At 71.4% G+C, this 22,165-nt stretch carries 23 protein-coding genes and 3 pseudogenes; 13 read left to right on the forward strand and 13 right to left on the reverse strand.

Annotation, left to right across the window (positions count from 1 at the left end; translation table 11 throughout):
• Positions 1 to 24: 24 nt before the first annotated feature.
• Positions 25 to 177: pseudogene (locus tag ACZ5SK_RS08580) on the reverse strand (SRPBCC family protein); the annotation flags it as partial.
• A gap of 263 nt (positions 178 to 440) precedes the next feature.
• On the opposite strand from ACZ5SK_RS08580, the gene ACZ5SK_RS08585 reads away from it, so the two are divergent.
• Both ACZ5SK_RS08585 and ACZ5SK_RS08590 read left to right on the forward strand, forming a co-directional pair.
• The gene (locus ACZ5SK_RS08585; RefSeq protein ID WP_334578523.1) at positions 441 to 1,661 is read left to right on the forward strand and encodes an RNA-guided endonuclease InsQ/TnpB family protein; all 1,221 of its coding nucleotides are present in this window, start codon (positions 441 to 443) and stop codon (positions 1,659 to 1,661) included.
• A 68-nt stretch (positions 1,662 to 1,729) separates the two neighbouring features.
• Positions 1,730 to 1,918, forward strand: a pseudogene (locus ACZ5SK_RS08590) (RNA-guided endonuclease TnpB family protein); the annotation flags it as partial.
• 34 nt (positions 1,919 to 1,952) lie between these two features.
• Here ACZ5SK_RS08590 and ACZ5SK_RS08595 read toward each other — a convergent pair.
• Positions 1,953 to 2,984, reverse strand: coding sequence for a medium chain dehydrogenase/reductase family protein (locus tag ACZ5SK_RS08595; protein ID WP_468418630.1), 1,032 nt, complete (start codon positions 2,982 to 2,984; stop codon positions 1,953 to 1,955).
• Positions 2,985 to 3,090: 106 nt separating this feature from the next.
• Between ACZ5SK_RS08595 and ACZ5SK_RS08600 the strand changes: the two genes are divergently transcribed.
• Positions 3,091 to 3,774, forward strand: a complete 684-nt coding sequence (locus tag ACZ5SK_RS08600; protein ID WP_334578524.1) for a TetR/AcrR family transcriptional regulator — start codon at positions 3,091 to 3,093, stop codon at positions 3,772 to 3,774.
• Between the two features lie 37 nt (positions 3,775 to 3,811).
• Here the strand turns inward: ACZ5SK_RS08600 and ACZ5SK_RS08605 are convergent, their stop codons facing one another.
• Both ACZ5SK_RS08605 and ACZ5SK_RS08610 read right to left on the reverse strand, forming a co-directional pair.
• Positions 3,812 to 4,480, reverse strand: coding sequence for a class I SAM-dependent methyltransferase (locus tag ACZ5SK_RS08605; protein WP_334578525.1), 669 nt, complete (start codon positions 4,478 to 4,480; stop codon positions 3,812 to 3,814).
• Positions 4,481 to 5,041: 561 nt separating this feature from the next.
• Positions 5,042 to 5,521: a hypothetical protein gene (locus tag ACZ5SK_RS08610; RefSeq protein WP_319676132.1), complete on the reverse strand. Its 480-nt coding sequence runs from the start codon at positions 5,519 to 5,521 to the stop codon at positions 5,042 to 5,044.
• A 204-nt stretch (positions 5,522 to 5,725) separates the two neighbouring features.
• On the opposite strand from ACZ5SK_RS08610, the gene ACZ5SK_RS08615 reads away from it, so the two are divergent.
• Complete coding sequence (locus tag ACZ5SK_RS08615; RefSeq protein WP_334578526.1) at positions 5,726 to 6,616, forward strand: Rieske 2Fe-2S domain-containing protein; 891 nt, start codon at positions 5,726 to 5,728, stop codon at positions 6,614 to 6,616.
• A gap of 57 nt (positions 6,617 to 6,673) precedes the next feature.
• Here ACZ5SK_RS08615 and ACZ5SK_RS08620 read toward each other — a convergent pair whose 3' ends face one another.
• Positions 6,674 to 8,257, reverse strand: coding sequence for a carbohydrate-binding protein (locus ACZ5SK_RS08620; RefSeq protein ID WP_468575612.1), 1,584 nt, complete (start codon positions 8,255 to 8,257; stop codon positions 6,674 to 6,676).
• 326 nt (positions 8,258 to 8,583) lie between these two features.
• Here ACZ5SK_RS08620 and ACZ5SK_RS08625 point away from each other — a divergent pair, with 326 nt between their 5' ends.
• Together ACZ5SK_RS08625 and ACZ5SK_RS08630 are read left to right on the forward strand one after the other, a co-directional pair.
• On the forward strand, positions 8,584 to 9,423 hold the full coding sequence (locus tag ACZ5SK_RS08625) for an SCO2400 family protein (RefSeq protein ID WP_457495185.1): 840 nt from the start codon (positions 8,584 to 8,586) through the stop codon (positions 9,421 to 9,423).
• Positions 9,424 to 9,569: 146 nt separating this feature from the next.
• Positions 9,570 to 10,025, forward strand: coding sequence for a tellurite resistance TerB family protein (locus ACZ5SK_RS08630; RefSeq protein ID WP_334578529.1), 456 nt, complete (start codon positions 9,570 to 9,572; stop codon positions 10,023 to 10,025).
• An 82-nt stretch (positions 10,026 to 10,107) separates the two neighbouring features.
• Here the strand turns inward: ACZ5SK_RS08630 and ACZ5SK_RS08635 are convergent, their stop codons facing one another.
• Positions 10,108 to 10,473, reverse strand: coding sequence for a DUF952 domain-containing protein (locus tag ACZ5SK_RS08635; protein WP_334578530.1), 366 nt, complete (start codon positions 10,471 to 10,473; stop codon positions 10,108 to 10,110).
• A 302-nt stretch (positions 10,474 to 10,775) separates the two neighbouring features.
• On the opposite strand from ACZ5SK_RS08635, the gene ACZ5SK_RS08640 reads away from it, so the two are divergent.
• Together ACZ5SK_RS08640 and ACZ5SK_RS08645 are read left to right on the forward strand one after the other, a co-directional pair.
• Positions 10,776 to 10,979, forward strand: a complete 204-nt coding sequence (locus ACZ5SK_RS08640; RefSeq protein WP_031482971.1) for a cold-shock protein — start codon at positions 10,776 to 10,778, stop codon at positions 10,977 to 10,979.
• A 187-nt stretch (positions 10,980 to 11,166) separates the two neighbouring features.
• Positions 11,167 to 12,741, forward strand: a complete 1,575-nt coding sequence (locus ACZ5SK_RS08645; RefSeq protein ID WP_334578531.1) for a DEAD/DEAH box helicase — start codon at positions 11,167 to 11,169, stop codon at positions 12,739 to 12,741.
• Between the two features lie 81 nt (positions 12,742 to 12,822).
• Here ACZ5SK_RS08645 and ACZ5SK_RS08650 read toward each other — a convergent pair.
• Positions 12,823 to 12,909, reverse strand: a pseudogene (locus tag ACZ5SK_RS08650) (DUF4287 domain-containing protein); the annotation flags it as partial.
• 74 nt (positions 12,910 to 12,983) lie between these two features.
• On the reverse strand, positions 12,984 to 13,562 hold the full coding sequence (locus tag ACZ5SK_RS08655; RefSeq protein WP_468575614.1) for a TetR/AcrR family transcriptional regulator: 579 nt from the start codon (positions 13,560 to 13,562) through the stop codon (positions 12,984 to 12,986).
• Positions 13,563 to 13,650: 88 nt separating this feature from the next.
• Between ACZ5SK_RS08655 and ACZ5SK_RS08660 the strand changes: the two genes are divergently transcribed.
• Together ACZ5SK_RS08660 and ACZ5SK_RS08665 are read left to right on the forward strand one after the other, a co-directional pair.
• On the forward strand, positions 13,651 to 14,097 hold the full coding sequence (locus ACZ5SK_RS08660) for a DUF1772 domain-containing protein (protein WP_334578533.1): 447 nt from the start codon (positions 13,651 to 13,653) through the stop codon (positions 14,095 to 14,097).
• A 90-nt stretch (positions 14,098 to 14,187) separates the two neighbouring features.
• Entirely contained in the window at positions 14,188 to 14,640 is a 453-nt protein-coding gene (locus tag ACZ5SK_RS08665; protein WP_457495182.1) for a DUF4267 domain-containing protein, read from the forward strand.
• Between the two features lie 30 nt (positions 14,641 to 14,670).
• On the opposite strand, the gene ACZ5SK_RS08670 is transcribed toward ACZ5SK_RS08665, so the two are convergent.
• Complete coding sequence (locus tag ACZ5SK_RS08670; protein ID WP_334578535.1) at positions 14,671 to 15,033, reverse strand: hypothetical protein; 363 nt, start codon at positions 15,031 to 15,033, stop codon at positions 14,671 to 14,673.
• A gap of 96 nt (positions 15,034 to 15,129) precedes the next feature.
• Entirely contained in the window at positions 15,130 to 16,329 is a 1,200-nt protein-coding gene (locus ACZ5SK_RS08675) for a sensor histidine kinase (RefSeq protein WP_361707590.1), read from the reverse strand.
• An 86-nt stretch (positions 16,330 to 16,415) separates the two neighbouring features.
• On the opposite strand from ACZ5SK_RS08675, the gene ACZ5SK_RS08680 reads away from it, so the two are divergent.
• Entirely contained in the window at positions 16,416 to 16,784 is a 369-nt protein-coding gene (locus ACZ5SK_RS08680; RefSeq protein ID WP_334578537.1) for a DUF4333 domain-containing protein, read from the forward strand.
• A gap of 131 nt (positions 16,785 to 16,915) precedes the next feature.
• On the opposite strand, the gene ACZ5SK_RS08685 is transcribed toward ACZ5SK_RS08680, so the two are convergent.
• The 3 genes from ACZ5SK_RS08685 to ACZ5SK_RS08695 are packed head-to-tail and all read right to left on the reverse strand — an operon-like array spanning position 16,916 to position 20,280.
• Entirely contained in the window at positions 16,916 to 17,272 is a 357-nt protein-coding gene (locus ACZ5SK_RS08685) for a VOC family protein (protein ID WP_334578538.1), read from the reverse strand.
• A 6-nt stretch (positions 17,273 to 17,278) separates the two neighbouring features.
• Positions 17,279 to 17,425, reverse strand: coding sequence for a hypothetical protein (locus ACZ5SK_RS08690; protein WP_334578539.1), 147 nt, complete (start codon positions 17,423 to 17,425; stop codon positions 17,279 to 17,281).
• A 41-nt stretch (positions 17,426 to 17,466) separates the two neighbouring features.
• Positions 17,467 to 20,280 carry an AAA family ATPase gene (locus ACZ5SK_RS08695; protein ID WP_468575616.1) on the reverse strand — a complete coding sequence of 938 codons (2,814 nt, stop codon included), beginning with the start codon at positions 20,278 to 20,280 and terminating at the stop codon, positions 17,467 to 17,469.
• A gap of 363 nt (positions 20,281 to 20,643) precedes the next feature.
• On the opposite strand from ACZ5SK_RS08695, the gene ACZ5SK_RS08700 reads away from it, so the two are divergent.
• Together ACZ5SK_RS08700 and ACZ5SK_RS08705 are read left to right on the forward strand one after the other, a co-directional pair.
• Positions 20,644 to 21,315 (forward strand): helix-turn-helix transcriptional regulator, encoded by a 672-nt coding sequence (locus tag ACZ5SK_RS08700; protein ID WP_334578541.1) that lies wholly within the window; start codon positions 20,644 to 20,646, stop codon positions 21,313 to 21,315.
• 172 nt (positions 21,316 to 21,487) lie between these two features.
• A complete protein-coding gene (locus tag ACZ5SK_RS08705; RefSeq protein WP_334578542.1) occupies positions 21,488 to 22,162 on the forward strand; it encodes a Pvc16 family protein in 675 nt (224 codons plus the stop codon).
• Positions 22,163 to 22,165 lie beyond the last annotated feature (3 nt).

Consider the following 22,165-nt stretch of genomic DNA (forward strand, 5'->3'; position numbering starts at 1 on the left):
ACCGTGTCGGCCGTGTCAGCCGTGTCAGCCGTGGGCGCGTTCGGCGGTGGTCTTCAGGTCGTGGAGCCAGGCTTCGAGGCCCGCGCCGAGGGCCGCGCTCGCGGTGGGGACGTCCGCCTCGATCTGGGCGCCGGTCCAGGTCTCCTCGGTGTGGACGCGCACGCCCCCCTTCACCTGGTTCTTGCGAGGAGGCTCCGGCGTTCACGCCGGGGAGGAATCGCATCCGGATGTTGCGACGCGGAGCGTCGCCGCATCCGGTTCAGGGCGCGGAGCGCCCGTACCGCTGTCGGTGTCGCCGAGGTGATGCGAACGTGTGTGCCGGTGATCGCTGGTCGGGGTGGTGGCTGCGGATCGAGGGACGTGTGTGCGGCGGTCGTACGTATGGTCCTTCGCAGGGTTCGGGACGGCACAGTGTCCTGGCCGGGCTGTGAGGGGGCGAGATGGCACGCGTGGGGGTGGCTGTGGAGGGCGGGCATGCCCGGTACACGTACCGGCTGCGCGTGTCGTCCACCGCTTGCTCTGGCCTGGCGGCGGAGTGGGACCGGTGCCGCTGGGTGTGGAACGAATGCGTCGCGAAGTCCAGGGCCGTGCATCTGCACGACCGGGCGAGCGGCGGGCGGGCCACGTGCGGGCCGGCGCAGCTCGACAGGATGCTGACCGAGGCCCGGAAGACGACGCCGTGGCTGCGTGAGGGCTCGTCGGTTGTCCAACAGCAGGTCATCCGCGACTTCGGCCGCTCCCGTGCCAAGGCGCACAGGGATATCAAAGAGCGCCTGCCCATGGCGCGCCGGGCCGGGATGCCGAAGTGGAAGACCAAGCGCGAGGCACTGCCGTCCCTCAACTACACCCGGCGTGGGTTCCGGTTGGAGGAGGGCCGTCTGCACCTGGCCGGGGGCATCGTGGTGAGGGTGGTGTGGTCGCGGGAGCTGCCGGCTGAGCCGTCCTCGGTACGTGTCTACCAGGACAGCCTGGGACACTGGTACTGCTCCTTCGTCGTGCCCGCCCAGGTCCAGCTCCTGCCCGAGACCGGACACGCGCTCGGCGTCGATTGGGGCGTGAAGGAGACCGCGACCACCACATCCGACGCGCACGACCTGCCGCACGCCGAGTACGGCAGGAAGGCTGAGGCGAAGCTGACCCGGTACGACCGGATGATGGCCCGGCGTAAGCCGAAGAGGGGACAGCCCGGATCGAAGGGCTATCGCGAAGCGAAGAAACTGCGGGCGAAGGTGCACAAGGAGGTCGCGAGGCAGCGTGCGGACACCGCTCGCAAGTGGGCCAAGAAGGTGGTCCGCGATCACGACGCCATCGCGGTCGAGGACTTCCGCCCGAAGTTCCTCGCCAAGACCACCATGGCCCGCAAGGCCGCTGACGCCGCCATCGGCGCCACCAAAGCGGCCCTGTTGGAGATGGGCCGCAAGCATGGGCGGGACATCCGCCTTGTCCACCCCGCGCACACCACGATGGACTGCGCGCACTGCGATGCGAGAGCCAAGCACGCACTGCCGCTGGGTGAGCGCACCTACACCTGCGCCGCGTGCGGAGCGGTGTCCCCACGGGACAAGAACTCCGCACGCATGATGCTCGTCCGGGCTGGTCTCAACCCGGCTGGTGCCGATGGCGGAAGACCTCCTGGAGCGCTGCTCCAGGAGGCAGCCTGAGCCAGGAATCCCCTCCCTTCAGGGAGGGGAGGATTCAACACGTCGGACCGGTAGCGGATGCGGGCGGAGGCGTCACCACGCCGGGCAGCCGACAGGACCAGGCCACGTTCGTGTGCAAGAACCCCGACTGCGGATGGTCCGGCAACGCGGCCCGCAACGTCTTGCATCTGTACCGGATGGGCCAGGCGCTCATCCCGGCTGCCGGGAGGGCAGTCGTCAGGCGTCCCCGTGGCGTCAAGCCCGCCACCGCAAGGTAGGCAGGAATCTCCCTCGCTCACGAGGGAGAGCACTTCAAGGGTTGAGGACGACCTTGCCCGTGACCGTGCCGGACTCGGCCAGGCGCACGGCGTCGGCGACGTCGGTGAGCGGGAGGCGGGCGGCGATCCGGGGAGTGACCTCGCCGCGCTGGAGGGCCGCGAAGAGTTCGGTGAGGTCGGTGCGCAGACGGGCCCGGAAGCGGTTCGGGGCCAGAGCGCGACCTGCCCAGACGTTGAAGAAGTACGCGCGGCGGCGGTTGGGCAGCGCGTTCCACAGCCACAGCCGGCCGAGCATCTTCAGCACGGGCCACTTCTTGGAGCCCTCGTCGTCCCGCGTGGAGGCGGTGCCGTACGAGACGAGCGTGCCGCCGGGGGCGAGGAGCTGCCAGGAGTCGACGATGCTCCGGCCGCCGACATGGTCGAAGACGGCGTCCACACCGGCGGGGGCGAGTGCTCGGATGTGTGCGGCCAGGTCGGCGGTGCGGTAGTCGACGGGGGTGACTCCCTGGTGCCGTAGGGCGTCGTGGTGGCGGGTGGACGCCGTGCCGATCACCCGCACGCCGGCGGCCAGCGCCAGTTGGACCAGGACCGAGCCGACGCCGCCGTTCGCGCCGTGCACGACGATGGTCTGCCCGGCTCGGATCCGCGCCTTGCGGTGCAGCATCTGCCAGGCGGTGATGCCGTTGAGGACCAGGGTCTCCGCCTCCGCCGGGTCGATCCCGTCGGGCACCGGCACGGCGTCGGCGGCGTCGACGAGCACATGGCTGGCCCAGCCGCCGACCTTGACCAGCGCGGCCACCCGGGCGCCGGTCAGGCCCGGCTCGACGCCCTCGCCGGTCGCCTGCACGGTGCCGACCAGGTCGTAGCCGGGCACGAAGGGGAACGGCGGCTGGTCGTAGTACCGGCCGCGGCGCATCTGCTGCTCGGCGAAGGAGACCCCGGTCGCCTCCATCCGGATCAGCACCTGTCCGGGGCCCGGCGCGGGGACTGCTCCGTGCCTGATCCGCAGCCCTTCCGGCTCGACCTTGCCCGGCAGGACGACCTCGACCAGTCCCTCGGCGTTCATGACCATGACCACTTCCCCATCTCTGAGTTACGGGCTTTCCCGTTCGTTAGAAGTTATAAATAGAAGGGAGCGCAACTGTCAATAACTCCAGTGATAGCCTCTAACCATGACGAGCGTGACCGGGCCAGGAGCAGGCGACGACGACACGAAGACCCCGCGCGAGCGCTACCGCGCCCAGGTGCGTGCGGAGATCAAGCAGCACGCCTGGGAGCAGATCGCCACGGCGGGGGCGTCCGCGCTGTCCCTCAACGCGATCGCCAAGCAGATGGGCATGAGCGGCCCCGCGCTGTACCGCTACTTCGCCGGCCGCGACGAGCTGATCACCGAGCTCATCAGGGACGCGTACCGCAGCCTCGCCGACACCTTCCGCGCGGCCGCGGACTCCGGCGCGGGCGTGTCAGGCCTGGCGCACGCCCTGCGCGCCTGGGCCCTGGCCGACCCCCACCGCTACTTCCTCATCTACGGCACGCCCGTCCCCGGCTACCACGCGCCGGACGACATCACCGTGATCGCGTCCGAGCTCATGAGGTCCCTGCTCGACGCCTGCGGCGACGCCCCGTCCGACGCCCCGGAGTCCCCGTTCGCCGCGCGCCTGGAAGGCCTCGGCCGCCAATGGGCTGACGGCCACCCCGCCCCGCCCGCCACCCTCCACCGCGCCCTGACCCTCTGGACCCGCCTGCACGGCGTCCTGTCCCTCGAACTCGCCGGCCACTTCACCCACATGGGCTTCGACCCGGCAGACCTCTTCACCGCCGAACTGACCGCCCCGACCACCCCCACACCAAACTGACCACCAGCCCACCACAAGCCCCTACAGCCCTACGCCCCTACGCCTCGGCACGGACGACCAGCGTGCCGATATGTCCGGCCCTGGGCGCATCGACAACGCCCGCCTCGGCGACCGCGAACCCAGCACGGGTGAGCAGCCGCTCCCAGACGGCGGGGCGATAGCTGTACCGGTAGGCGAACAGGGCCTTCCCCGCGAACCCGCCCTTGTACATGCCCTGAGGGCCGTACGCGCCGGGAATCGCAGGCGGCTGCGAGAACACGAACACCCCGCCAGGACTGAGGCACTCGCGCACCAGAGGGAAGAGCCGCCCGGGGTCCGTGAACCAGGCCGCGCCGAAAACCGAGTAGACGGCGTCGAAGCTGCCGTAGGCGCCGGTGCCGTCGCGTGCGGCCAGCCACTCCAGGATCTCGCCGCACTCGAACGTCGCCCCGCTGCCGGCCCACCGTCCAGCGGCCTTCTGCACCATCACCGGGGAGAGGTCCACGCCGTGGGCCTCGATTCCCCGCTGTGCCAGCCAAGCGAGGGCGCGGCCGGTCCCGCAGCCGATCTCCAGAACCCGGCGCGGGCTGCCCAACAGTTCCGGTCCGGGCCCGTGTCCGGCGTACTGGGTCCAGCAGAACGTGGGCTCGGCGTCGTCCTTGAAGGCGGATTCGGCGTAGGCGTCCCACAGTTCGGTCTCGGCGGCGATGTCATGCGGCACGGCCACAGCTGTACCTCCAGCAGTCGGAATGCAGAGCCCCCGCCCTCGGAAAGCCGCGCGGGCGCGGGCGGCTGTAGCGGGGCCGGCTCAGTGGCTGTCGGGGCCCTCACTACGGTCCCCGAGCCGCTGCTGCCGGTGGCAGGCACAACGGCAGCGGCACACCAACAGCACGCCCGTGGAGTGCGGCAACGGCACGTCGGTGTCTCTCCCGCTCAGCGTCGGTCTGTGGCTCGCGGGTGTCCGGCGCCTGCGAAGGTGATCCAGCACGTCTCCCGGACGACGTCCAGGAGGTACCAGATGCGGCCGCCGCCGGTCACCTCGATCTGCCACTGCTCGCAGGTCTGCCCGCGGTGGATGCCATGAGCCAGACAGCCCTTGAGGCGGTGGTGCCGAGGCGTCTCGATGGTCGGCCTGGGGCGGTACGCATAGTGATCCAGGCACGGTAGGTGTTCTCGCGCGCCTGTTGGGCGAGGCTTTCCCAGCCCTTGGCCGAGGCTGCGTCGGCGAAGCGGACTTCCCAGTGGCCGTCCGGTGCCGGAGGTGCGGCGCGGTCGCCGCGGCTCGGGGTCATGCGAGGTCCCGGGGGTCCGGCACCGGGCCGTAGTCCTCGCTGTGGTCCCGGGTCAGTGCGGCCAGCAGTTCGGGATCGGAGTGGACCTCGGCGGTGTGCTGCCAGGCGATGAGCAACTGGGCGACGGACGCGCTGTTGCCGAGCGAGTCGGCGGCGCGCATGGTGTCGACCAGTTCGACGGCGAAGGCGTGCAGATCGGGCTCGGGCAGGAAACGGACCCACGGGAAGGCGTCCGGCAGTATGTCGAGGAGCAGCTCCGTGCTGCCGGGCTCCCGCCGTGCCATCGCGGCCAGCATCCGGGTGGCGGCCGACACCACGGTCTGGTCCTGCTCGGCCCGCGCAGCGGTGGTGAGGACCAGGTCCTCGCCGTCTCTGCGGTGCAGCAACAGCCGCGACGATTCCTTGAGCCGGGCAAGCGTCTGCTTGTTCTTGTTGACCAGCTCGGAGAAGTTCACGGCGGCGCTCTCACTGCTCATGACTTTGAAACTACTTCGAAACTCCCCAGGATGCCATCACCCGGACGAGGGACACGCACGCACCGCCCCTACTAGCATCGGCGCATGCCTTTACGACGGAGCCATGACAATGGGCGCGGCCATGACCTCGCGGGCTCGCCTCCCGGGCGGGATCCGCGAGCCGATGCGTATCCGATGCCGTCCGTCCCGTGCGGGTGGTACGCCGTGCTCCGTAGTCGCGAGTTGCGGCCCGGGCGGGTCGTCAGCCTGCACTACTTCGGGCGGGCGCTCATCGCCTTCCGCGGGGCCGACGGGCGGGCGGCCGTGCGGGACGCGCACTGTCCGCACTACGGCGCGCATCTGGGCGTCGGCGGGAAGGTCGTGGACGGGACGGTGGAGTGCCCGTTCCACGGGTGGCGGTTCGGGGCCGACGGGCAGTGCGTGCACGCCCCCTTCGCGGTCCGGACCCCCAAGGTGGGCCTCGGCGGCTTCCCGGTCCGCGAGCACAGCGGACTCGTCTTCGTCCACGCCGGCTCCGACGAGCCCTCCTGGGAGGTTCCCGACATCCCGGAGACCACGTCCAAGGAGTTCGCCGCCCCCGTCGACGACACCTGCCGGGCCCGCATCCACATCCAGGAGATGCGGGAGAACATCGTCGACGAGTCCCACTTCCACCACATCCACGGCCAGAGCGAACCCCCCGTCCAGGACTGGAAGGTCGACGGTCCGTTCGCCGAGGTCCGCGGCCGGATCCGGCGGCGCGTGCTCGGGTGGGACATCGACAACACCTTCGACGCCTTCATGTACGGCCCGGGCGTCATGGTGGTCCGCACCCACGGCCCGGCGCTCTCCGTGACCGCCGTCGCCCTCTCCACCCCCGTCGACGACCGGACCAGCGAGTTGCGGATGCTGTACTACCTCCGCAAACCGGCACGGGCCCCCTTCCTGACGCCCGCGCTCAAGCTCGTCTTCCGCGCGGAGGCCCTCGGCGAGGTGCGCGAGGAGGTCAGGATCTGGGACCACAAGATCCACCAGCCGCGGCCCGTCCTGCTCCCGCACGAGAAGGGCATCAGAGAACTCCGGCGCTGGTACGCGCAGTTCTATCCCGCCGAGTGACGAGGAAGAGCCCGGGTCGACTGCCCGACCCGGGCCCTCACGTGCGTCCCCTGTCCTTTACAGCGTCACCTGCTTGCCCCCCAACGTCACCACGAGCTTCCCGTTCGAGGCGAAGGACCAGCCCAGGGCGCCCGAGTACGAGGCGCAGCGGGAGCCGTTGGCGCCGGTCCAGAACTGGTTGGTGCTGTCGGCGTCGCCGATGGTCTTGTCGTTGGAGCCGCTCACGCCGAACCGGCACGAGGTGTTGCTGCGGAACACCGAAGTCCCGGCGTCCCAGGAGTAGTTGCGCTGGGTGTTGTCGATGCTCAGGTTGTTGGAGACGGTCATGGAGCCCGGGTTGCTGTTGTACGTGAACCCGTGCTTGCCGTTGTGGTAGGCGATGCTGCGTCGCACGACGTGGTTGACGGCGATGTCGTCGCCGCCGAGCTTGTAGCCGTTGCGGTCGCCGTTGGAGTTCACGGTGCCGTCGCTGAGCGTGCCGTTGTTGTAGGACAGCGAGTCCTCGATGGTCACCGGGCCGATCGCACCGGTGTCCGTCTTGGTGAAGAGGTCCCAGCCGTCGTCGATGTTGTTGTGGGAGACGTCGTAGCGGAAGACGTTCCCGGTGCCGGTGGTGAGCTTCGCGGCGAAGCCGTCGGCGTCCTCGCCGTCGGAGTCGGCGTTGTCGTGCGACTCGGCGGAGAGGATGAGGTTGTCGGACGGCCACTGGGCGGCGGGGGTGCTGGAGGCGATCCGGCCGAGCTGGAGCCCGGTGTCACGGTTGAAGCGGGTGATCGTCCGCTCGACGACGTTGTGGCTGCCGCCGACGTAGATCCCGTTGTCGCCGGCGCGTTCGACGACGAGGCCGTAGACATGCCAGTACGAGCCGAAGAGCTGGAGCCCGCGGTTGGACGAACTCTCGGTCTGCGCCGAGAAGTTGAGCACCGGCGTCTCGCCCGGGTAGGCGGACAGCGTGGTCAGGGCGCTCGCCGTGCCGCTGCTGGTCGCCGGGATGGTGACCGTCGACGAGTAGGCGTACGTCCCGCCGCGCAGGTAGATCGTTCCGCCCGCGCCGACGCGGCTGATCGCCGAGGTGAGGGTGGTCGGCGCGGACTGGGTGCCGGCCGCGCCGTCGGTGCCGGTCGGCGAGACGTAGAGGGCCCCGCCGGCCGGGGGCGTGGTGCTGTCGGCCGTCGTCGCCTCGGCGTAGTCGACGTTGGGCAGGCCGTCCGCGGTGGTGGGGTTGAGGCGGACGGTGTTGCTGCCCGCGTTGAGGGACACGGTGAGCGTCTTGGTGGCCCACGTCGTCCAGGCGCCGGTGGCCTCGAAGGACGGCGTCTGCACCGTCGTCCCGTTGACGACGAGCGAGGCGGGGCGGGCGGCGGCGCCGCCGTTGGCGAAGCGGACGCTCAGCGTCGCCGTGCCGGCGGTGGCCGCGTTCACGGTGAACTGGGCGTATCCGCCGGTCGAGTTGGTGCCGTTGCAGAATCCGCTGCCGGAGTAGCCGGTCCAGTCGGAGTCGATGGTGCCGGTGCAGACCGCGGGGGAGGCCTCGGCCTCGTAGCGGGTGGTGGTGGCTGCCTGCGCGGGCGCGGTGCCGGCGAGCGCGACGAGCGTGCCTGCCACCAGGCTGACGCAGGCCATGACGGATCTCAGCTGCATGGGTTCATCTCCAGGAACGGGACGAGTGCGGTCGGCCGAACTGGAAAGCGCTTTCTCCCGGAAGTTAGGGGCGTGGCCTGAGCACGTCAAGAGTCGCGTATTTGTTTTCTGTTCACATAGGTGGACGCGGAGGGGGGTGCGAGACGGCGCCGACGGCCGCGGACCGCGCGCGTCCACCGCTGGGCGCGCCGACGCGTACGCCATCCCCTCAAGGGATCCGTGCAGGAGCATCACACAGGCTGCACACAGTCCTTCGAACGACTCGTTAACGTGTGCGGCCATCGGATCCCTGTGTACCGACGGATCCCCGCGTAGGAAGAACACAGATGGACTACTGCTCCACGTGTCGTCGGCATCTCAACGGCGCCCTGGTGTGCCCGGGATGCGGCGCCTACGCCCCGGACATCGCGCCCCAGATCATCGCCACCCCCTCCCCCGCGCCCGCCCCACTGGCCTCACCCCGCTCACCGGACTCAGCGGCCTCACCCGCCTCGCCCGGCCCGGAGAGCGTGACGCCGCCCGTGCCGCTGCCCGCGCCGCAGGGACGGGCCGCGCGACGGCGGCAGTTGGCCCGCTGGAAGAAGAACCAGCGCCGGGCCGTGGTCGCGACGGCCGTCGCACTCGTCGGAGGCGGGCTGACCGTCGCCTCGCTGGACCGGGGGACCGGCGACCAGACCCAGGCGGCCACCGCACCGGAGCTCCCGACCACGTCGAACGACGAGCAGCCCACGTCGGACCACACCCGCCCGACGGTGACCCGCTCCACCACCCACCGGTCGACTCCGTCCTCCACCCTCCCGTCACAGGCCCAGTCCCGGGCGAACACCCGCCCGGACTCCCTGGCCTCCACCCCCACGCCCCCCGCGACGCCCCCGAGGGCGGCATCGGTCCCCCACCAGCGAACCGGAACCTCGTCCTACGGCGGAACGGTCACCACCACGACCACGTCCACCGACACGGCAGGCACCACGAACACGACCGGCACGACGGGCACGGCGGGCACGACCGCGCAGCAGTCACCCGCGCCCGCCACGACCGGCGGCACGGGGTCGTCGACGTCGACGGGATCGACGTCCACGGGATCGACGTCCACCGGATCGACGAACCCCGCCCCCGCCGCGACCTCACCGTCGAACATCTGCGTGCTGGGCCTGATCTGCCTCTGATCCGGCGTTCCCGAGGGGCGAGTCGCTCTGTCCGTACGTGTCCGGGACGGACATCGGCGCAACAGGCTTTGTTCAACGGAACTTATCGGGACGGCTGTTAGTTTCTACGGTGCTGTAGACGACCCGAACCGACCTCTGGAGTTCTCATGGCCCTGTGGGACCGCGTCAAGGAGTCCGCGTCGACGATGCAGACCCAGCTCATGGCGAAGAAGAACGACCTCAAGAGCGGCGCCTTCCGCGACGCGAGCATGGCGATGTGCGCCCTGGTCGCCGCCGCCGACGGCACCATCGACCCCGCCGAGCGGCAGCGGGTGGCTCAACTCATCGCCACCAACGAGGTGTTGCAGAACTTCGACGCCATGGACCTGCAGCGGCGCTTCGACGAGAACCTCAACAAGCTGACGACCGACTTCGCCTTCGGCAAGGTCAGCGTGCTGCAGGAGATCGCCAAGGCGAAGAAGAAGCCGGCCGAGGCCCGTGCCGTCATCCAGATCGGCATCGTCATCGGCGGCGCCGACGGCGACTTCGACAAGACCGAGCAGGCCGTCGTGCGCGAGGCGTGCTTCACGCTCGAGCTGCCGCCGCACGAGTTCGACCTCTGACCGGTGACCGGTGACCGGCCGGGGTGGCGGTGCGTGAGGGCTCGGCCGTTCTCTCGGCTGTTCTCACGCACCGCGATCGTCCTCAGGTGACGGTGTCCGTCAGCCCCGTCGCCCGGCCGGCCTCGTCCCAGCGGACCTCCAGGACGCGGGTCACGGCGTCGCGGTTGACCGGGCCGAACACGTGCGGGAACAGGGTGCTCTCGGCGACTCCGGGCGGCGGAGCGGGGGCGGCCGCCTCCCACTCGCACCTCGCGGTGAGCCGCTCCTCGTCGAGGACCAGCGCCAGCAGCGGCCGGGGGCCGTCTCGGTAGAACGCGTTGACGACGGTGAGCGTGGTCTCCTCGTCGGGCGAGCAGTGCACGAAGCCGTCCTCGGCGAGGGAGGCGGGCGCGTAGGGCCGGTCGGCGCCGGCGTTCCACTCGTCGAGCGGTACGACGTGATAAATCATGATCCGGTTATACAACAGACGTTCGACGCCCTCCCCTGGACCTACCCCTCCCCAGGGACCTTCCCCTCCGGGCAGCGGGCCCGGCGGCCCGGCTCCGGGGAAGTGGCGGAGCGCTTCGCGGGCCTTTCGCTCCGACCTGTGCTACCGTGATAAAAGTGGCAGTTTCGGTTACCAGAGACTTGTGAGTGCTCTTCGACCTTCCGTCGACGGGCACTCTTTTTGTTTCCGGGGCTTATCTCTGATCCTGCGACGCCGGTTCCGCAAGGTGCGGACACCGGGCACTGCCCCAAGGGAGATTCAATATGGCATCTGGCACCGTGAAGTGGTTCAACGCGGAAAAGGGCTTCGGCTTCATCGAGCAGGAGGGTGGCGGCCCCGACGTCTTCGCCCACTACTCGAACATCGCCACCCAGGGCTTCCGCGAGCTTCAGGAAGGCCAGAAGGTTACCTTCGACGTCACGCAGGGCCAGAAGGGCCCGCAGGCCGAGAACATCGTTCCCGCCTGACGCTGACGCGACCTACGCGTATCACGTGGCCGGGGCTCGCACTCTTGTAGTGCGAGCCCCGGCTCATGGCGTTCTACCGCGCATTTGAGCTCCACCGCGCATTTGTATGTATTTTTTCGGCTCATTCTTGTGAATCCTCATGTCGGGAGGAATTCCTCGATACGTGCCGCATCGAGGAAGGTTCCGAATGAACCGCAACAGCTCCGTCCGCTCCCGCCGGGGCGGCGCCGCTCCCTCCCGTTCGGCCAAGCCCGCCGGCCGCAACGGACGTACGAGTCGTCCCGCCGCGTCCGGCGGTGAGTTCGCTGTGCCCGTGACCCTCACGCCGGGGCTGCCGCCGGTCGAGGCGTTCACGGAACTCGACATGCCCGAGCGGCTGTTGACCGCCCTCGGCGCCGAAGGCGTCACCACGCCGTTCCCGATCCAAGCGGCGACGCTGCCGAACTCGCTGGCCGGCCGGGACGTCCTGGGCCGCGGCCGGACGGGTTCCGGCAAGACCCTCGCGTTCGGCCTCGCCATGCTCGCCCGGATCGACGGGCAGCGGGCCGAGCCCCGGCAGCCGCTGGCCCTGGTCCTCGTCCCCACCCGGGAACTGGCCCAGCAGGTCACCGACGCCCTCACCCCCTACGCCCGTGCGCTGCGGCTGCGGCTCGCCACGGTGGTCGGCGGTCTGTCGATCGGCCGGCAGGCGAGCGCGCTGCGCGGCGGCGCGGAGGTGGTCGTGGCCACGCCCGGCCGGCTCAAGGACCTCATCGACCGGGACGACTGCCGGCTGGACCGGGTCGCCATCACCGTCCTCGACGAGGCCGACCAGATGGCCGACATGGGCTTCATGCCGCAGGTGACGCAGCTGCTCGACCAGGTGCGCCCGGACGGCCAGCGGATGCTGTTCTCGGCGACGCTGGACCGTAACGTCGACCGGCTGGTGCGGAACTACCTGCACGACCCGGTCGTCCACTCCGTCGACCCGTCCGCGGGCGCGGTGACGACGATGGAGCACCACGTGCTGCACGTCGAGGACGAGGACAAGCACGCCACGACGACGGAGATCGCCGCCCGCGACGGACGCGTGATCATGTTCCTGGACACCAAGCACGCGGCGGACCGGCTGGCCAAGAAGCTGCTGGCGGTCGGGGTGCGCGCGGCGTCACTGCACGGCGGCAAGTCGCAGAACCAGCGCACGCGCACGCTCGCCCAGTTCAAGGACGGGCATGTCACGGTGCTGGTGGCGACCAACGTCGCGGCCCGTGGCATCCACGTCGACAACCTCGACCTCGTCGTCAACGTCGACCCGCCCGGCGACCACAAGGACTACCTGCACCGCGGCGGCCGTACGGCCCGCGCCGGCGAGTCCGGCACCGTCGTCACGCTGGTCCTGCCCCACCAGCGGCGGGAGATGACGCGACTGATGGCCGACGCCGGCATCACCCCGCAGACCACGCGGGTCCGCTCGGGTGGGACCGAACTGAGCCGTATCACCGGCGCGCAGGCGCCCTCGGGCGTGCCCGTCGTCCTCACCCCGCCGCCCACCGCGGAGAAGCGCCCCGAGCGCACGGCTTCCGCCTCGCGCGCCCGACGCGGCCGTCCCGCCGCCCAGGGCGGACGTGCCGCCGCCCAGGGGGGCCGACCCGCGTCGCAGGGCGGGCGTCCGGCCTCCCAGGGTCGTCGCCGCGCACCCGCCAAGGGCAACGGGAACGGCGGCGGAAACAGCGCCGGAAACGGAACCGGAAACGGAAACCGTCCCGGCGCGAACGGCCGCTGAGGCCCGCTGCCGGTAAGGCCCACTGCCGGTAAGGCCTGCTGCCGCTGAAGCCCACGCGGCAGTGGCCCGCGCCGGGGTGGCTCACCCGCTGGTGTCCTCCACCGGCGCGTGGGCCACCAGCGCGTGGGCGTGGCCGTGTCCCAGACCGTGCTCGGCCTTCAGCCAGGAAGTAACCGGCGGGGCCTTTCACGGGTGTCGTCGTGTCCGGAGGACCGGCGGTGCGTTCCCGCCGGGATGGGGTGTCAGACCACGGCGAGGCGGTCCACCAGCAGCTCCACCCTCGACTCGGTGTGCTCCGGCGGCAGCCGTCCCGCACGGGTCAGGGTCGCCACCCCGTGCAGGGACGCCCAGAACAGCTCGGTGAACAGCCCCGGGTCGACGCCGTCCCCGGCGACCTCGCCGAGGCTCTCCAGCAGTGCGGCGAAGGCGTCCTTGAGAGGTGCCGGGGTGTCCTCCTGTGCGTACGGCAGACCGCCGTCGAGCTGGAAGATGGCGTCGTAGACCGCCGGGTTGCGTGCGGCGAAGTCGAGGTAGGCGCGGGCGAGGGCGGCGACCCGCGCGCGCGGGCCGTCCACGGCGGCGGTCGCGGCCCGCACCGCCGTGGCCAGCTCGGTGGCGCCCTGGAGGGCGACGGCGCCGATGATCTCGCGTTTGCCGCGGAAGTGGCTGTAGAGGACGGGCTGGCTGTATTCGATGCGCTCGGCGAGCCGGCGGGTGGTGACCGCGTCCCAGCCCTGCTGCTCGGCGAGTTCACGGGCTGTCGCCACGATGAGGCGCTCGCGCTCCGCCCGTTCCCGCTGCTTGCGTTCCTGTACCGACATGATTCGATCCTAGCACTGCTAGACAAGAGAGCGGCAGCAGTACTAGCGTTGCCTCATCAGCTAGCAGCGCTAGATACAGGGGGTCGTCATGCTCAACGCACTCGAGGTCGTCACCACCGTTGTCGTCGGCTTGATGGTGGGGGTGGAGTTCGCCGTCGCCTTCGTCATGAACCCGATCCTCAACGCCCTCCCGGAGGACAGCGGCCAACTCGGTCACGCCCACGGGGGCCGGATGCTCGGCGCCGTGATGCCGGTCTGGTACATCGGCTCGCTCGTCCTCGTCGCGGTCTGGGCCGTCGCCGGGTGGCACCACCACGGCACCGGCCTCGTCGTCACCGCAGGCGCGCTGCTGATCGTCAGCGTGGTCATGTCGATCCTGCTGCTCGTGCCGATCAACAACCGGAACAAGACGTGGACGCCTGACAACCGGCCCGCCGACTGGCAGCAGCAGCTGAACCGCTGGGGCCGCTTCCACTACGTCCGCGTCGCCGTCATCATCGCCGCCTTCGCCCTGCTGGTCGCCGCCCTCGTCTGAGCCCGCGGGCCGACACCGCGCCGGTGGCGCACAAGCCCACCCGGCTTACCCGGCTTACCCGGCTCATGAAGACTCGCAAGGAGAAGAACCTTGTCGCTGAAGAAGATCAACACCGTCCTGGTCACCGCCTTCGTCCTCTTCATCCTCTGGTTCGGGCTGGAGTTCATCCTGAGCCCGGAGACGACGGCGCCGAGCTTCGGCCTGCCGAGCTGGCCGTCCGGCGACGGCGGCGGCTTCCTGATCATCAAGGGAATCCGCGACGTCGTCCTGGCCCTGGTCCTGGGCGTCCTGCTGGTGACGGGCCACCGCCGAGCGCTGGGGTGGGTGCTGCTGGTGGAGGCCCTCGCCGCGTACGGCGACATGGCCACGGTGCTGGCCCACCACGGCTCCGTGGCCACCGCGCTCGGCGTCCACTGCCTGACCGCGACACTGATGGTGGTCAACGGCCTGCTGATCATGCGCGAGACCCACAAGGCCGCGGCCGTACCGGCAGCGCAGCGGGAGCGCGTGGCGGTCGGGTCGATCAGGAGAAGCGACGGATGAAAACGTCCGACCTGCCGTTGGTGTCGCCCGTCACCCGCTGCTCGCCGCGTACACGGCGTACACGGCGTACGGCAGCAGGACCGCGGGGAGGGTCAGCAGCCGTGGGCGGAGCGAGCGGCCCGTCTTCAGGGGGCGGAGGCCGTCGAAGAGGACGAGCAGCAGACCGACGAACGCGGTAAGGACGATGAGGGCGGTCAGCACGAACCCGCCGTTCTCGATCTGGTCGTACGTGCAGTTGTCCAGGTCGCGGCGGTCGAGGTCGCCGTAGTCGCAGTGGCCGTGGGCGAGGTACCAGCGCGCGCACAGCACGACGACGGCCGTGGGGAGGCCGATCAGCAGGTGCACCAGAAGCGGGGGCAGACAGCTCCGCAGAGCGGAGAGGGCGGAGCGCATCCGCTCACCCCACCAGGTGCTGGACCCCCCGGCTGTGACGGAAGCCACTCCTCCGGCCACAGGCCTGTCACAGGGCATCACTCGCCTTCACAGGGCTCAGCGGGCCGGGAAGAGCGCCCGCACCACCCAGCCGTGATCGTCCGTCATCGGGCCGGTGTGCAGCTCGCCGCCCAGGGCCGTGACCCGTTCGCGCAGGCCGACGAGGCCGAAGCCGCCGCCGTGGGCCTCGGCGGGGAGTGCGGAGCCGCCACGGCCGTCGTCCGAGACGGTCACCTCCAGGCCATCCCCGTCGGGACGCGGGCGGAGCCGGACGGTGACCGTGGTGGCGTCGGCCGCGTGGCGGCGGACGTTGGTCAGGGCCTCCTGGACGACGCGGAAGGCGGCGGCCTGCACCTCGTGGGGGAGGTCGTCGGGGAGGGCGGGGTCGCGGTGGAGGCCGACCTGCTGGCCCGGTCCGGCGAAGCCCTCGACGAGGTCGGCGACGGCGGCGAGGTCACCGACGGGCCGCCGGTCGGCGTCCGCCGTGTCCCGCAGGACGCCGACCGTGCGCCGCATGGAGGCGAGTGCCTCGGTGGCCGCGCGTTCGATGCCGGCGAGGACGGGGTCGAGGCCGGCGTCGCCGTGCGACGGAACAGCCGAGGGGAGGGCGGGTCCGGCGGCCGCCATCATGCGGGCCATCTGCGTCTGCACGAGGATCCCGGTGACGTGGTGGGCGACGAAGTCGTGCAGGTCGGCGGCGATGGCGAGGCGCTCCTCGCGGCGGGTCTCGTCCACGGCGACGGTACGGCGGTAGTCCAGCGACCGCAGATACGCGGCGAGCCCGCCGACGAGCAGCACGAACACCAGTGCGACGGCGAGGTAGAGGAGCCCCGCCTCGTCCCACGCCCACGGCGGCCGGAAGTACCGGGCCGGTGCCACGAGCAGCGCGCCCGCGTCCAGCACCGAGCAGACGAGGACCCATCGGGGCGGACAGTGCCGTACCGCGACGAAGAGCAGGCAGAGCAGGACGACGACCTCACCGGGACCGAAGTCGGCGTCGCGGTCGAGGACGGCCGACGAGGCCGTGTACAGGACGGACATCAGCGCGGGGACCGCGGTGCGCAGCTGCGGGGTGAGCCATGCGGGGCGCCGCGCGGCCGGCCACAGCACGGCGGCAAGGCCGACGGCGAGGACGGCCGCGGCCCACCACGGGCCGTAGCCCGCGGTGTGCGCGATCACCAGATCGAGAGCGGACGCGGCGAGCAGCGCGCCGACGGCGGCGCCTCGTGCGACACCCCGTAGCCAGGCGGATCTCATGCAGCTCACGGTAGGCGCAGGTGGGGGCGACGGTATCGGCCGAATGGTCGAGGCGGCCCGCTCGCGGCGGCTGATACGTTCGCCGCATGCCGGACAGCAAGTTCCTCGTCGGGCTCGTGGGCGGGGCGGCCGCCGTACTCGTCCTGGGCGGTCTGGCCACGCAGCTCATCGTCCGCGAGGAGTCGACGACCACGCTCGACGCCCACGACACCGTCCTGGTCGACGGCCACAAGGCCCTCGCCCCGAACATCGTGGCCGGCCGCGTCCAGAACCTCTACCACCCGCTCCCCTGGGTCGGCATGGACGTCGACGTCACCTGCCCGACCGGCCTGAAGGCCGTCCCGGACGCCCGGCTCACCTGCACGGGCGAGCGGAACGACGGGACGACGGTCGACATCCCGGTGCGGGTGGTGCGGGTGTCGGGGGCACGGCTGACATGGCGGTTCGAGCGGTAGGCGCCCATCGTGGTCCCGGCGGCTCTGGTCGTCGGTGCGTCCCTGGAACGCGCCGTCGTTCCGCGTCCTCGACAGGCTCGGTTTCCAGCGCGACCACATGACGACGGACGACCGTGGCGAACTGGTGTGGCTCACCCGCTCCCTGCCGTAGGAGCTCCGCCGAAGCCGATCTCGTTGCCGTCCGGGTCGTGGTAGGTGATCTTTCGGACGCCGTTGGCGTAGGTCTCGCGGCGGGTGGGGGTCAGGCCGCGGGCCGTGATGGCCGCGATGCGGGCGTCGAGGTCGTCGACGAAGAGCGTGTGCAGGGCGTGGCCGGCGTGGTGGCCGGTGCGCTGCTCGATGTAGACGTACCGGTGCTCCGCCAGCTCCCAGACGGCTTCCCTGTCGTTCGGGAAGAACACCGGCGGGTTGCCGAACAGCCGCTCGTACCAGGCGAGGGCCGCTGAGAACTCGTTGACGGGGATGCCCGCGAAGAGGTCGACTGTCATGCCTCCTCATCGTAGGTCCGAGGGTTTCGTCCCCTCCTCCGGTCCGAAGACCGTGGGCACGTCGTCACCTCCCACCGGCCGGGACATCGTCAGGATCACGCCCACCGCAAGGGGGTGCAACTCGGCGATCCGCCGCCCGGGACGTGCGTCCATGCGGCAGTCCTTCAGCGCGTCGTCACTCCGTCAGCGCGTCGTCAGTCCTTCAGCGCGCCCCGCAGTTCTCCCCTCCTTCGAATTCCGAGTTTCTTGTATGTGCTCGTCAGATGGGTTTCGACCGTGCGGCGGGCCACGTGCAGAAGTGCGGCTATCTCCGTGTTCGTGCGGCCCTCCGCCGCGAGTTCCGCGATGCGGCGCTCACTGCCGGTGAGCGCCGCGGAGCCGGTGTGCGCGGGGGTGGTGCGTCGCGCGCCCGCGGTGCGCAACGCGTCGTCGGCGTACCGCAACAGTCGTGCGCTGCCGAGGCGTTCGGCTCGCTCCGCGCCCTCGCGGAGGTGGTCGCGGCCCCGCGTGCGTTCGCCGGCGGCGATCAGCTGATGCCCCTGGGCGAGCAGGGAGGCGACCAGTTCCGCTTCGGCCGGTGAGCCGCGCAGGACCGCCACCGCCTCCTCGCCCAGTTCCAGGCCCCGCCTGCCACGGGTCGCACGGCTCAGGACGCGCAACGCCCGTCCCACCGTGCGCGGGGTGTCCCACACCCGGGCCAGCCGGAGTTCCTCCGTGGCCAGGGCCAGGGCCTCCTGTGGGTTGCCGAGCGCCAGCCGGCACTCCGCGGCCGCCGTCCGCCACGGCGTGACGACCGGGCTGAGGACGGTGCGGGCGGACTGTCTGCGGCCGCACTCCAGGAAGTCGTGGAGGGCGCCCGCGACATCCCCCTCGGTGAACCGCAGCACGCCCCGCGCGTACAGGAAGCGGTTCAGCTCCCAGGAGTCGGGAGTGGCACGGAGGTCGAAGGCATCCACGAGACGGCGGGCGTCCTGCGTACGGCCCGTCTCCACCAGGGCCAGCACCGTGTGCGCGTCGGCGTTGGCGGGGCCGCCGCCGGTGTGCCGGCGGACGGGAGCCGCGGGATGCGCGGCGAGCAGCGCGCCGTAGGCGCCTCGCGCCGCCGCGATGTCCGCTCTGGTGTCCAGCAGGGCCTGTTCCATCGGGTGCAGCAGGGACGGGTGCTGGCCGGCCAAACCTCGTTCCACCAGGCGTTCCGCCTCGTCGAGCTCGTCGGCCCACTGGGCGACCGCCGCGGCCGTGCCCAGCAGGAACGGTTCGGTGAGGGGGTCGGCGGGTTCCGTCAGGAGGGTGCGCAGGCGTCGCATCGCCTCCCGCGCCGCGATCTCCCCGGCCGTCGCCGCGTACCGCACGAGGAGCGCCCGGCCGGAGGCGCCGGCGAGCTCCGGGGAGCGTTCGACGGTGTCGGCGAGCCAGCGGTAGGCCTCCGCGCGGACCGTCTGGTCCTGGTCGGACAGGAGCGTGGACGCCGTCTGAAGGGTCCGGGCCAGGTCGGCGTGGCCGGCCGCCAGCCGGGACTCCAGACGCCGTAACGCCTCCACGGCCGTACGGACCTCCCCGCGGCCCGCGAGGGCGGTGCCCAGGGCGATCGCCGTACGGACCTGGTCGCGGGGGTCGGCGGGCAGGTCCAGCGCCTCCGTCAGCCGCGGGATGCCCGCCGGGGCGTCGGCGCAGACGTACTCCAGCGAGCCGAGTTCGGTGAGCAGGCGTTGACGGAGGTCGTCGGGGAGGGGTTCGCGCAGGGCCCGGCGCAGATAGCGGACGGCGTCGTCGGGGCGGCCCTCGCGCGCGGCGACCGTGCCGGCCTCGCGCAGCACGCGCAGCGCCCACGGCAGACCGGCCGGCGCGCTGCCCAGCAACTGCCGGGCCACGGCGTCGACATGGTCGCCCCGGCGCAGCATCGCCTGCGCGACGGCCCGGTGCGCGTCCTGACGGCGGGCGGCGGACCAGCCGCCGAGGACGGCGTCCCGCAGGAGGGGGTGCGCGTAGCGGGGGCGGCCGGCCGTGTCCGGGCGCAGCACTCCGAGCCGCGTCATCGCCGTCAGCCAACCGGACACCCGGGCGTGGTCGGCGCCGGAAGCGTCGGCGAGGAGGAAGGAGAACGCCGCCAGGGACTCCGTCCTCGGCGGCTGGTCCTTCTGCACCTCCGTCCTCGGCGGCTGGTCCTTCTGCACCTCCGGCTTCTGCGCCTCCTCCGCCTGTTCCAGGGCTGCCAGCGTGCGGGCCGTCTCCGCCGTGGTCGGGCCCGCGTTGTCCAGCCACCAGGAGACGGCCGCCGGGTACGAACCCGGGTACAGCGCGGCGCACGTCAGCGGGACGGCCGTCGGGGGCGGGGCGCCGTCGAGGTCGTCGAGGAGGGCGTGCAGGAACAGCGGATTGCCTGCGCCGGCGCGCACACAGTCCGCGATCCACCGGTCGGAGGCGGCCGGGAAGGCGGCGCGGACCAGGTCGGCCGAGGCGTCGTCGGTGAGGGGGGCGAGGGTGTGGGTGCGGACGAGGGACGGGGACAGGGCGTGGGTGAGGCCGGCGGGCTGTGCGTCGATGTCGTACTGGCTGCGCTCGGTGACCACCAGCAGTACCGGTAATCGGTCGATCCGGCGGGCCGCCTCCACGAACCAGCGGCGCGAGGCCTCGTCGGCGAGGTGGACGTCGTCGATGGCCACCATGAGCGGCGCCTCGTCGGCGTACGAACGCAGCAGCCGCCAGAGCCGGGCCGCGCTGGCCCGGTCGTCGATGCCGGGCGCGACATCCGCGAACTCCGGTACGGGGCCGAGGAGATGCAGGACGGAGGAGAACGGCAGCGCGGTGTCCTCGGGGGAGCAGCGGGCGCGCAGGACGCGCAGGCCGAGGTGGGTCGCGTGCGTGGCGGCGGCCTCCAGGAGGGCGGAGCGGCCGGTGCCGGTGGCCCCGCGCAGCAGGACGAGACGGCCGCCGCCGGCGCGGGCGTTCTTCGCCTCCGCCGCGAGCAGTGCGTGCGCGTCGTCGCGTTCCCGCAAGGGTCCGGTCATCGGTGCCTCCTGCTGTCGGGGACGTCGTCAGAAACGCCGTCAGAAACGTCGTCAGAAACGCCGTGAGAAGCGTGCTCGGCAAAGTGTTCGAAATCGTCGGGCGTGTACGTGTAGAGGCGGTTCGGTGGGGTAAAGGTCCACGCGATCGTTGTGGCGAGGCTCACGACGGGTCGGACGGCGGCGAAGGAACCGCGCCTGACCTGCGGAGATACTGTCGAACCGTGGTCGTGGACGGCTTGCTCTCGTGGTCCGCCTCGTGGTGCTCCACGATTGCGCGCGCCGCAGGAGGCGCAGAAGTCTGGGCCCGACCCACCCGTCACCGGTCCCCGCCGGACGACGGGCCCGTGAACTTGGGGGATACGGTTGCTCAGCTCACCCCGGACACCAGAGACCGGCGCCGCCAGCGCTGCCCGGCGGCGGGTTCCCGTGGCCGTCCAGGCGCCGGATCCCCTCTCCCGCGAGGGCGCCGTCAGCCAGTTACGCGTCCGCCCTGAGGTCGAGGTCCGCGAAGAGCTCCCGGCCGTCGCCGGCACGGTGGTGCTGCTGATCGAGGACACCCTCGACGAGGCGGCGCTGGCCCGGCTGCGGCGGGTCGTGCGCAGCGAGGGGGCGCGGGCGGTGCTCGTCGTGGGCACGATCCGCGAGACCGAGCTGCTGGACGTCATCGAGTGCGGGGTCGGGGCCATCGTCTGGCGTCGTGAGGCCACCGCGCACCGGCTGGTGCAGGCGGTGCTGGCCGCCCACCGGGGCGACGGCGACCTGCCCGCCGACCTGCTGGGCAGACTCATCAGCCAGGTGGGCACGATGCACCGCGGTGCGGCGGGCCGACCCGGCGCCCCCTCCCTGGGGCTCGCGCCACGGGAGGTGGACGTCCTGCGGCTGGTCGCCGAGGGCCTGGACACCGGAGAGATCGCCAGCAAGCTGTCCTACTCCGAACGAACCGTCAAGAACGTCATGCACGGACTCACGACGCGGCTGCATCTGCGCAACCGGGCGCACGCGGTGGCATATGCCCTGCGGGAAGGCTACATCTGACCGAACGGGCAATCGAAGGCGGACACGCGGGCAGCGTGCCGTGCCCGGCCGCCGACCCCGCAGCGCCTGCCCAAACGCGCCCGGAAACGGCACGATGGGCAAGGGGCTGCCGCTGACAGGTCGCCGCTGTACGGCAATTGAGGAGCACGACGGTGATCCACGAGGCACGACGGTGATCCACGAGGTGGACGACGTCCTCAAAGGCCTGCTCGAGGGCGGCGCGCTCGCGGGCTCCGGCATCGACGTCTCCTTCGAGGCCCCGACCCGCGACTGGGCCGCGCGACGCAACGCCCCTGTGATCAACACCTACTTGTACGACATCCGTGAGGACGTGTCCCGGCGCCAGCGCGGCCAGATGGCGGTGCGCGACGAACGGGACATCGTCGTGAAACGCCGTCAACCGCCGCGCTGGTTCCGCCTGTCGTACCTCATCACCGCGTGGACGCGGACCCCGCAGGACGAACACAGGTTGCTGTCGGCTGTGTTGGCGACTCTGCTCCCGCGCGAGCTGCTCACCGCCGACGAACTTCCCGGCTCGCTGGGCGCGTTGGGGATGGCGGTGCCGGTGACGGTGGCCAGCGTCCAGAGCGAGTCCCGGTCCCTCGCCGAGATCTGGTCCGCGCTGGGCGGCGAGCTCAAGCCGTCCCTGGACCTGGTGGTGACGGCGCCCTTCCCCGCGTACCCCGAGTACGACGCCGGTCCGCCGGTCACCGAGGGCGCGGCGGTCCGCCTGCGCGGCATGGACGGCGACCCTCCGGAGTCCGGCGAACGCGCCCACCGCCCCCACCAGGTGGCAGCGGCCCGCGCCGCCCGCGAGGCCGTGACCCGACGCCCTGGCCAGCGGTGAGCG

It is taken from the genome of Streptomyces sp. NPDC031474, from assembly GCF_055581185.1.